This is a genomic window from bacterium Scap17, from assembly GCA_013376735.1.
In the GTDB taxonomy this organism is placed as follows: Bacteria; Pseudomonadota; Gammaproteobacteria; order Pseudomonadales; family Halomonadaceae; genus Cobetia.
This window is the reverse complement of record VINJ01000001.1, coordinates 2,354,820-2,364,575: the sequence shown is the minus strand read 5'-3', so window position 1 is coordinate 2,364,575 and position 9,756 is coordinate 2,354,820. Positions and strand designations below refer to the sequence as shown.

Below are 9,756 nucleotides of genomic sequence, written 5' to 3'. Positions count from 1 at the left end.
GGTGGCCGCCTGCCCCACACCAAGGGGGGCGGGTGAACAAGAGCAAGGGAACGAGGCAATATCATGACGGGAAACGAAAAAACGGAAACCGCCCGAGCGTTGCCTGAGTCGCGTGGGCGGGGTCGTCTCAAGACACTGACGACGATGGTTGCCATCAGCGCCGCGGGTATTGCCTTGTCGGCATGTGGCACCGTGCAACCTGAGCCTCTGGATCGTCAGGATATCGCGACCGCCATCCAGGGTGACGAGGCACTCTTTGCCCAGATGACACCCGCCATCAGCGAGCCGCTGGATCTCAATCACGCGATGGCCCGAGCCCTGAAGTATAACCTCGACAATCGCGTCAAGCTGATGGAGCAGGCGTTGGCCGAGCAGAGCTTCAATCTGGCCAAGATGGACATGTTGCCTGTATTGGCGGCAAATGCCGGTTTCACCAGTCGCAACAATGAAGATGCCTCCTCGAGCGAGAACGTGCGTACCGGCGTGCAGAGCCTTGCCCAGTCGACCTCTGTCGACAAGGACCGCACCGATGCCGATCTGCGCCTTTCCTGGAACGTGCTGGATTTCGGTGTCAGCTACCTGAAGGCCAAGCAGGAAGCGGACCGCTTCCTGATCGTCAAGAACGCCCGGCGTGACATCATGGCGAAGCTGCTTCAGCAGACGCGCAGTGCCTATTGGAAGGCTGCAGTGACGCAGAAGTTGAAGCCGCGCATCGATGCCTTGCTGATAGACACCGAAAAGGCGCTCGCGAAGCTGGATCAGATCCAGCGCGAACGACTGCGGGCACCGTTGGATGTCCTGCAGGAGCAGCGCCAGCTGCTCTCCATCATGCGCAACCTCAAGAGTTTGCAGCGTTCCGTCGAGACCTCCCAGATCGAACTGGCGAGCCTGATCAATCAGGCCCCCAATGTCGAGATCCCCTTGCAGGCGCCGAGTGAGCTGCCGGAACTTCCTCCGTTACCTTCCAATGACCTGGATGTGCTTGAGCGTGTCGCGCTGGCCAACAGCGGGGAATACGTCGGTCAGCTCTACAATGCGCGCATCGCGCAACGTGAAGCGCGCAAGAGCATGCTGCGATTGTTGCCGGGGCTGGAGTTCTCCTACAGCGCCAATTACGACAGCAACAGCTATCTCTACAACGATACCTGGGCCCAGGCCGGGGTGCGGGTCAGCTGGAACATCTTCCGTCTGTTCGCGATCGATGAGATCAAGGCTCAGAACGAGGCGCGTGACCAGATGGTCGAAGCGCGTCGTCTCGCCAGCAACATGGCGACGCTGGCACGGGTGAATCTGGGCTGGCAGCAGTACCACAACTCATTGGACAGCCTGGCGATCGCGCAGCGCTTCCAGGCACTCGATGAGCAGATCGCGGACTTCAGCAAGCAGGCGCGGGCAAGCCGGGCTATCTCGGGGACGCAATCCCTGCTCAACCAGGCCAAGGCATTGAACTCCGTGCTGAGCAATTCATTGGCCTACGCCGATGCACAGGACGCCTATGGTGGCTTCCTGTTCAGCCTGGGCTTCAATCCGGTCCCCGAGGATTATCAGCGTTACGACGTCGATACGCTGGCCAGCAACCTGGATGCCTCCTTCCGCCAGTGGTCAGGCGGCAGCCTGCCACTGCAGGACCCGGCACTCTGGCTGGAAGCCCAGTCCGAGACAACCCAAGCACAGGACGGTCAGGCCAGTCTGTAAGCTAGCCTCCCGCCATATTTCAACAGGGATGCTGACGATGATGATTGCTGGTAAAGGTATCAATCGCCGCATGGCGAGGTTGGGGGGAACCCTGATGGTCGCCATGCTGCCCGGGCTGATGAATGCCGCGCACGGGGCGGATCAACCGACCGTTCGCGGTCAGGTCAGTGCTGTCCATTCCACCATTCTGGCGGCGCCCCTGTCGGGGCGCCTGCTGGAAGTCAATCGGCGTGTCGGGGAAGAGGTCAACAAGGGCGATGTGCTGGTGCGCTTCGACTGCCGTTCGCTGAAGGCGGAGCGGGCAGTCGCCAGTGCGCGTCTGTCCGGTGCAAGCTCCCAGTACAAGGTCAACAAGCAGCTGGCGCGCTATGACAATGTCAGCCAGCTGGACGTGGATCTGTCGCGAGCGGCGGTCAATGAGGCCAGTTCCTCGGTCAAGCTGTCGGATGTCTATCTCAGCGATTGCACCATCACGGCGCCCTTCGATGCGGAAGTGGTTTCGCGTGCGGTCAATCCTCATCAGTTCGTCTCCAATGGCGAGCCGATGCTGGAGCTGGTGAGTTCCGACGAGCTCGAGATCGAGGCCGTCATTCCCGCCATGTGGCTGGGGCAGGTCGGCGCGGATACCCCGATGACCTTCACCGCAGATGCCACGGGGGCGGAACTGGCCGGCAAGATCGTACGCGTCGTCGACAACATTGACCCGGTCAGCCAGACCCTCAAGGTGATCGCGCGGCCGGATGCCAAGCCGGATGGCGGCATCAAGCCCGGCATGAGTGGCGAGGTCCGGTTTCCCTCTCTGAGTCCTTCCACCCTCGATGAGGTGGATAGTGGAGAGGCGGCACAATGAATCGGCGGGTCGAAATGCCAGGCAACGTCACGACAGATCGCCTGGCGGGCCTCATCACCCTGCAGAAGCGTTTGATGAGCGCCAAGGGGCGCAAGGAAGCCGAGTATGTGCTGGTCAATGACACAGGCTACCTCTTTCCCGCGCGCCAGATGTTGCTGGTCAGCAATGGCAAGCTTTCGTCACATTCCGGCGCCACCGATGTCGAGCAGCAGAGCCCCTATCTGCACTGGGCAAGACGCGTCATCAAGGCGTTTGATCTGGATCGTCAGGTCGTCTCCGACAAGGCAGGTGACTCACGGGCGACCAGGCCTGAGCAGGTCATGTCACTGACGCCGGAGCGTCTCAAGGAGCGTGATGCCTCTCTTGCCGAAGACTGGAGTGAGTATTGGCCGCGTGAAGGGCTCTGGGTGCCCATGGTATGGCGAGGCCGTATCGAGGGTGGCTTGCTGTTGTTGCGCGAGAAGCCCTGGAATGAAGCTGAGCAACGCCTGCTGACCCATTGGGTGCAAGGAGCCGAGAACGTGCTGGCACGTCATTCGGGGCGCAAGCGCCAGCCGGTGGGCAAACGTCTGCTGTGGGGCGCGGCCCTGGTGGTAATCGGTCTGCTGATGTTGGTGCCGGTACGCCTTTCCGTGCTGGGGCAGGCGGAAGTGGTGCCCGAGGTCAGCAGTATCATCCGCTCGCCCCTGGATGGCGTGCTCAAGGACCTGTCGGTGGCACCCAATCAGGTGGTGGAGAAGGGGCAGTTGCTGGCGAGTCTCGATGATGCCGAGCTCAAGGGGCGGCTGGCTGAAGCCAACCAGGCTCTGGCGGTGGCGCAGGCGGAATATGCACGTGCCCGGCAACGCTCCTTCACCGAGCGTGAGGCCAGTGCCGAGGTGCCGCTGTTGAGGGCACGGGTGGACCAGGCGCGTGCCGATGTCGATTTCCTTGAAACACAACTGACGCGTGTGCGTGTCGAAGCGCCGCGTGAGGGGGTCGCGATCCTCGGCGATACCAGCGATTGGGCAGGGCGTCCGGTCAGGCTGGGTGAGCGTCTACTGGAAGTGGCCGACACCCGGGGCGCCGAGGTGGAAATCTGGCTGCCGAGTGCCGATAACATTCCGCTGCCGGAAGGTGCCGCGGTCTCGTTGTTCTTGAATGTCGACCCCTCACAGGTTCGTGAAGCACGCCTGACGCACGTCAATTATCGGGCCGAGCTGGCGCCGGATGGCGAGCTCGCTTACCGCGCGCACGCCGTGTTGAGCGATGCCGAGAATCTGCCGCGCGTCGGCTGGCGGGGTACGGCCAAGGTAGAGGGAGAACAGGTCACGCTGGGGTATTACTTGTTCCGTCGCCCGTGGGCCACACTGCGCAGCTGGACCGGGTGGTAAAGCATGATCTCACAGACTCCCCCGCTGGCCGTACTGCGTGAAGACCTCAAGTTGCACCCCGTCGAGCAGGATCGCGATGGTAAGCGGCGCTGGTTGCTGCATGATCCGGTCGCCCAGCGCTTCTACCGACTGGGCGAGGCCGCCATCGAATTGCTGCCCTTCATTCGCGGTGGTCAGGAAGCGGCAGCCGCCAAACAGGCGAGTGCCAGTCTTGGTCGTGAAGTGCCTGGCGAGCAGTTGCGCGCCTTGTCGGAATTTCTGCGTCAGCATGATCTGGTGCGTGGGGATCCCGGTCAGCAGGAGCGCTACCAACGCCGCCTTGAGTCGCGCCCCACCGGGCTCAAGTGGTTGATGCATCACTATCTCTTCGTGCGCATTCCACTGGCCAATCCGGATCGCTGGCTGAGCCGGCACGTCAACAAGGTACGCTGGCTGGGTAGCCGGGGCTTCTTCTGGAGCCTGGCGGTCATGTTTCTGGTGGGCCTATGGCTGACGGTACGCCAGCTGGATACCTTCATCGCGAGCTTCGCGGCACTCGGCGCTGTCGGCGGCTGGCTGACGTTGGGGCTGGCGCTGGTCTTCGTCAAGATACTGCATGAGCTGGGGCACGCTTTCGTTGCCAAGGCCAAGGGCGCGCGCGTCCCGACCATCGGAGTGGCTTTCATTGTTGGCTGGCCGGTGCTCTATACCGATACCAGTGATACCTGGCGACTCACCCGGGCTCGGGACAGAGTTGACGTCGATATTGCGGGTGTCGCGGTCGAGCTCTCTATCGCGGTACTGGCGTTACTGAGCTGGCATCTGCTGCCGGAAGGCCTGCTGCGCACCCTGTGTTTCTGGTTGGCGACGACGACCTGGATCATGTCGGCGCTGGTCAACTTCAATCCTCTGATGCGCTTCGATGGCTATTACCTGCTGTCGGATGCCTGGCGACAGCCCAATCTTGAACCGCGCTCCCAGGCGCTGGCGCGTTGGCAGCTACGTGAATGGCTGTTCGCCTTCAAGGAAGCGCCGCCTGAGCGTCCGCAGCGTGCTCTGGTACTGTTCGCGTTCGGCGTCTGGGTATATCGCCTGCTGCTGTTTCTCGGGATCGCCCTGGCGGTCTATCACTTCTTCTTCAAGCTTCTCGGCATCGTGCTGTTCGCCGTCGAGATCTGGTACTTCATCATGCGGCCAATCGTGAATGAAATTCGGCGCTGGTTCAGTGAAGGTCGCAAGCCACGCGCCAATCTGGCGCTGCTTCGTACCGGGATGATCATCGTGGCACTGGGGGCCTTGCTGGTCTGGCCCTGGCAGAGCGAGCTACGTCTGCCGGGATGGCTTGAGCAACCCTCGGCCCGTCTCGAAGCCCCTTTCGGTGGCCAGCTGCATCTCGATGTCGCCCAGGGTGACGAGGTGAGCGCCGGTCAAGCGCTGGCGACCATCAGTGCCCCGGAAGTCGCCCAGCGGCTTGCCAGTGCCGAGCGTCGCGTGGAGCAGCTGGACTGGCGTCGCTCCGCCAGTGGCCTGGATCGCAGGCTGCTGCAGGATAGTCCGGTCGTACAGGCTGATCTGGATGTGCAGCGCCAACGGGTCAGCGCGCTGCAAGCCGAGCAGGCGACCGGTCAGCTGGAGGCGGCATTCGCCGGCAAGGTGCACTCGCTCAACCCTGCCTTGCGAGAAGGGGGCTGGGTCGGTGAAGGTGAGTGGGTGATGACGCTGCGTAATCCCCAGCAGGTGACCCTGACGGCCTGGGTGGAAGAGGAAGAGGTGCTGCGCGTCGATGAAGGTGCTACTGCCTGGTTCTATCCGTTGGCACCGGTAGGCAAGCCGCTGGAAATGCGCGTGGTCAGCGTCGAACCACAGGCAGTCGCAGTACTTGAGCAGCCTGAAATGGCCGCGCCCTATGGTGGGGAGTTGAAGGTTCGCGAGGGCGAGGAAGGGCAGCTGGAACTGATGCGCAGCCTCTATCGTGTCACGCTTGAGCCGGTGGACTTCTCGCAGGCGCTGGTACTCTCGATGCCCGGCCGGCGCGGCATGGTCAACGTCGAGACTGAGCCGCGAAGCCTCTTGAGCCGCACCTGGCGTGAAGTGGTGGGGGTCTGGCGTCGCGAATCCGGTTTCTGACACCGCTATTCTCACTCCTGCGCCCTGCATCCTGTATTTTAAATAAGAGAGCAAAAGCCCAGCTTACGAGTGGCGTTCGCCGCTCGGAGGCTGGGCTTCTCTGGTCTGGTTCTGGAGAGCGGATCTCTGGAGACAGGGCTTATGGAGAGTGCTTGAAAAGGAGGCTTTGGAAAGAGGGCTTTGTGTGGTTTCGATGAAACGCCGCGCTCTGCTCTATGGGGCGCTCCGCCTTGATTCGACACGCCCTGATTCAGCCGGACTTAGGAGCAAGAGGCTGCGCCACCCGAGCGTCGTTGACCCGTGAGATCGGGCTGGAGTCTGTGTCGCCGGTACGCCTCTTGCCGTGGCTGTCATCGGTATTGGAGCAGATGGCGAGTGTCTCGAGTGGCTCCGGCATGCCCAGCGCGTAGCCCTGCACATAGTCGGCGCCGATGGTGGCGACGGAGGCGAGCACTTGCGCACTCCCCACGAATTCCGCCACGGTCTTCATACCCATTTCACGCGCGACCTCGGCAATGGCGCGGGCGATGGAGTAGGAGACGCGGTTGGTGTCCATGTCGCGAATGAAGGCGCCATCGATCTTCAGGAAGTCGACGGGCAGGTTTTTCAGGTAGCCAAAGGATGACACGCCACTCCCGAAGTCATCCAGCGCGAAGGAACAACCGAGTGCGCCGAGTGCCTCGAAGAAGGCACGAGCGTCGCCCAGCCGCGTGATGGCGACGGATTCGGTGATCTCGAAACACAGCTTGTCACCCGGGATGCCACTGTCGCGGACCAGCGTGACCAGCAGGTCACGAAAGCTCGGGCTGCTGATGGAGTGTCCAGAGAGATTGAGAGACACCATGGTCAGTCGCTGGGCATGCGCAGGGTGCGCTGCCAGCCAGCTCAGGTATTGGCGAACGACATGTTCATCGATGGCGGCTGACAGGCCATAACGCTCCGCCGCAGGCAGGAAGGCGCCCGGGGCAATGATGGTGCCATCTCGGCCTTTCAATCGCACCAGCACTTCGTAATGTAGCTCGCTGAGCGGCTTGCAATGCGGGTCGTTGCCTAGCTCTGCGTTGTCAGCTTGTGCAGTGGCGAGAGTGCTGACAATCGGCTGTTGGTAAAGCACCAGGCGCTGTTCTTCGATGGCCGCGGTGATTTCTGTCAGCCAGTGCATTTCCTGCATGCGCCGAGCTACCTCGTCACCGGATTCACTGTGGCGATGAATGCGGTTACGCCCGGCATCCTTGGCTTCATAGCAGGCAGCATCGGCGGCACTCAGCAGTTGGTGCGGGTCGTTGTGATTGCTGTCGATGCTCACCAGGCCAATGCTGGTACTGATGGTGAACAGCTTGTCTTCCCACATGAATCGGAAGTTGGTGACGGACTGGCGCATCTCTTCGAGCAGTGCCTCGGCGGCCTCCAGCGACATGTCTGGCATCAATAAGCCGAATTCATCCCCTCCCAAGCGCGCGAGACGATCTTGCTTGCGCAAGTCGGCGGCAATCACGTCGACCAGCTGGATCAATAGCGCATCGCCGGCCGAGTGGCCGCAGGTGTCATTGACGACCTTGAACTGGTCCAGATCGATGTAGGCGAGACAATGTAGCGTGTGAGTGGCGCGTGCATCATCGCAAAGTGTCGTCAGTTCACGCTTGAAGGCGCCGCGATTGAGCAAGCCCGTCAGGCTGTCGTGATTGGCCTCGTGAGCCATGCGCTGCGACATGGTGTGATTGAGCGTATTGTCGATCAGCGCCAGCAGCGTATAGCCATCCTGGTCTGGCGTCGCCTCGACCGCAGAGACACTGATCTCTGCATGCACCGAGTTGCCGGAGGCATGGATGAAGCGGCATTGCTGGGTAAAGAAGTCCTTGCGCTGCTCGATCAGGGCCTGATGTTGCTGCAGGAAGCTTTCCAGGTCTTCCGGCTCGATCAGTTCGCGTATCACACTCTGCGACAAGGTGGCGGCGGTGTAGCCCAGGATGCTCTCGAGTCGTTGGTTGACGCGCAACAGCTGGCCACTGGTGCTCAGGTGTGCCATGCCGACAGCGGAATGCTCGAAGGTGGCGCGGTAGCGTCGCTCGCTGGCACGCAGGCGTTTCTGAGAAGCCTGTTGCTCGAATTCGGTCATGAGCTGTGAGACGTGATCCGCCACCGAGGCCAGAAACGCCTGTTCATCATCCGCCCATTCGCGCGGGGCATTGCTTTCCGTGCAGCAGATGACGGCCACCACCTGGCCCGCCACACGGATCGGGCTGTCGATGATGGCCTTCACGCTGCAGCGGAAGGTGCCATCAAACAGCAATTCCTGATTGGCCTTGGTCACGTCGGCCAGGGCGAGCGCATGACCGGCATCCAGAGCCTCGAAATAGACTGGGTTATGGGTGCGGGTAAGGCGAGTGGGGACTGTGTCATGCGTGGCATCGTGCGGCGGTGGGACCCACGCATCATGGACATGGGCAAGCGAAAGACAGTCACGGTCGTCATTCATGTACCAGAAGCTTACCTTGCGTATCTGCAGGCCCTTGGCGACTTGCTCACATAACCATGGCAGCAGGCTGTCGAGCTGCGCGTTCTCATCGTGGCGGGTGTTGCCGAGCTCGATCAAGGCCGCCTGCTGACGTTCATAGCGGCGCAGCTTGTCGGCCTGGGCATCCTTGGCCAGTTGCTGCTGATGGATATCCAGCAATGAGCCGATGAAGCGGTAGGGCGCGCCGTTTCTGACCTCGAATTGAGCGCGCAGCTCAAACCAGCGATGATCTCCCTGCTGAGTGCGGATCAGCAACTCACAATTGAAAGGCGTCCCGCTCAGTCGCTTGGCATTGATCAAGGCCTTGAAGTCGTCACGCATGTCGGGTGCGACTCTCTCATGCAGCGCCCCGAGTGCAGTGTCGAGTGTGCCGGCTTCATACCCCAACTGGTTTTCCAGACGGGTAGAGATGGTCAATCTCTCGTTACCTGTTTTCCATTCGATGATGCCATCGGAAATGCTGCGCATTATCCAGCTGGCGCGCGACTGACTGTCTGCAAACTCTGCATTGAGGTAGCTTTGATTGACCTGGCGTTTCAGCGCCTCGGTTGCCAGGCTCGCGAGCTTGTCCAGCCGGACGAGGACGTCCGGGCTGGGCAATTGTTGACGCGGCTCAGCGTCCGCCAGGCTCATGCAGCCGATTATTTCACCATTGTCTGCCTTGATAGGCAGGCCGATGTAATAACGAATGCCGTCGACAAGAACCGAACTGCAACCGGCGAGTTCCGGTTGTCGACGGGCGTCACACGTGATGAGGGGGCTGGCTTGCAGTACCGCCACGCCACACAGCGTATCGTTGATGGGAACCGACTCATGCACGTTGTCGTCCAGACTCAACCAGCGCTTGAGCTGCTCGCCATCACGCAGGTTGATCATCGCCATGGGAGCGCCAGCCAGGTCGGCAGCCAGCTCAAGGATCATCAGGGCCTGATGATCCTCTTCATGCCGCAATGTCTTGATCCAATTGGGAATAATGGATGTATCAAGCCCGAGAGAATCTGGCATCGTGTCGCAGCCTTCCCTGTCTGTAACGGTGATGGGGGATCAAGATCGCAGACTATCACAGTAAAGCGTTGCCTCACCGTTGTTGGGAGTTGAGAGCACTGAGAGCACGGAGGGCAGCAAGGGCGCCGGGGTCATGAGGATGCCGGGAGGGAGAGGCAAGGGCGTCAGGGATGGCTGTGACATAATTGTCAGCATGACGGCCTGACGGGCTG

General features: G+C 61.2%; 5 protein-coding genes. 4 read left to right on the top strand and 1 reads right to left on the bottom strand.

Annotation, left to right across the window (positions count from 1 at the left end):
• The first annotated feature begins 63 nt into the window (after positions 1 to 63).
• The 4 genes from FLM52_10130 to FLM52_10115 are packed head-to-tail and all read left to right on the top strand — an operon-like array spanning position 64 to position 6,024.
• Entirely contained in the window at positions 64 to 1,695 is a 1,632-nt protein-coding gene (locus FLM52_10130) for a TolC family protein (protein NVN56146.1), read from the top strand.
• Positions 1,481 to 2,545, top strand: a complete 1,065-nt coding sequence (locus FLM52_10125; protein ID NVN56145.1) for an efflux RND transporter periplasmic adaptor subunit — start codon at positions 1,481 to 1,483, stop codon at positions 2,543 to 2,545. Before FLM52_10130 ends, FLM52_10125 begins: the two co-directional genes overlap by 215 nt.
• Positions 2,546 to 2,559: 14 nt before the next feature.
• Positions 2,560 to 3,918: an HlyD family efflux transporter periplasmic adaptor subunit gene (locus tag FLM52_10120; protein NVN56144.1), complete on the top strand. Its 1,359-nt coding sequence runs from the start codon at positions 2,560 to 2,562 to the stop codon at positions 3,916 to 3,918.
• A 3-nt stretch (positions 3,919 to 3,921) separates the two neighbouring features.
• Positions 3,922 to 6,024: an HlyD family efflux transporter periplasmic adaptor subunit gene (locus FLM52_10115; protein ID NVN56143.1), complete on the top strand. Its 2,103-nt coding sequence runs from the start codon at positions 3,922 to 3,924 to the stop codon at positions 6,022 to 6,024.
• A 250-nt stretch (positions 6,025 to 6,274) separates the two neighbouring features.
• On the opposite strand, the gene FLM52_10110 is transcribed toward FLM52_10115, so the two are convergent.
• Complete coding sequence (locus FLM52_10110) at positions 6,275 to 9,544, bottom strand: EAL domain-containing protein (protein NVN56142.1); 3,270 nt, start codon at positions 9,542 to 9,544, stop codon at positions 6,275 to 6,277.
• Positions 9,545 to 9,756: the final 212 nt, after the last annotated feature.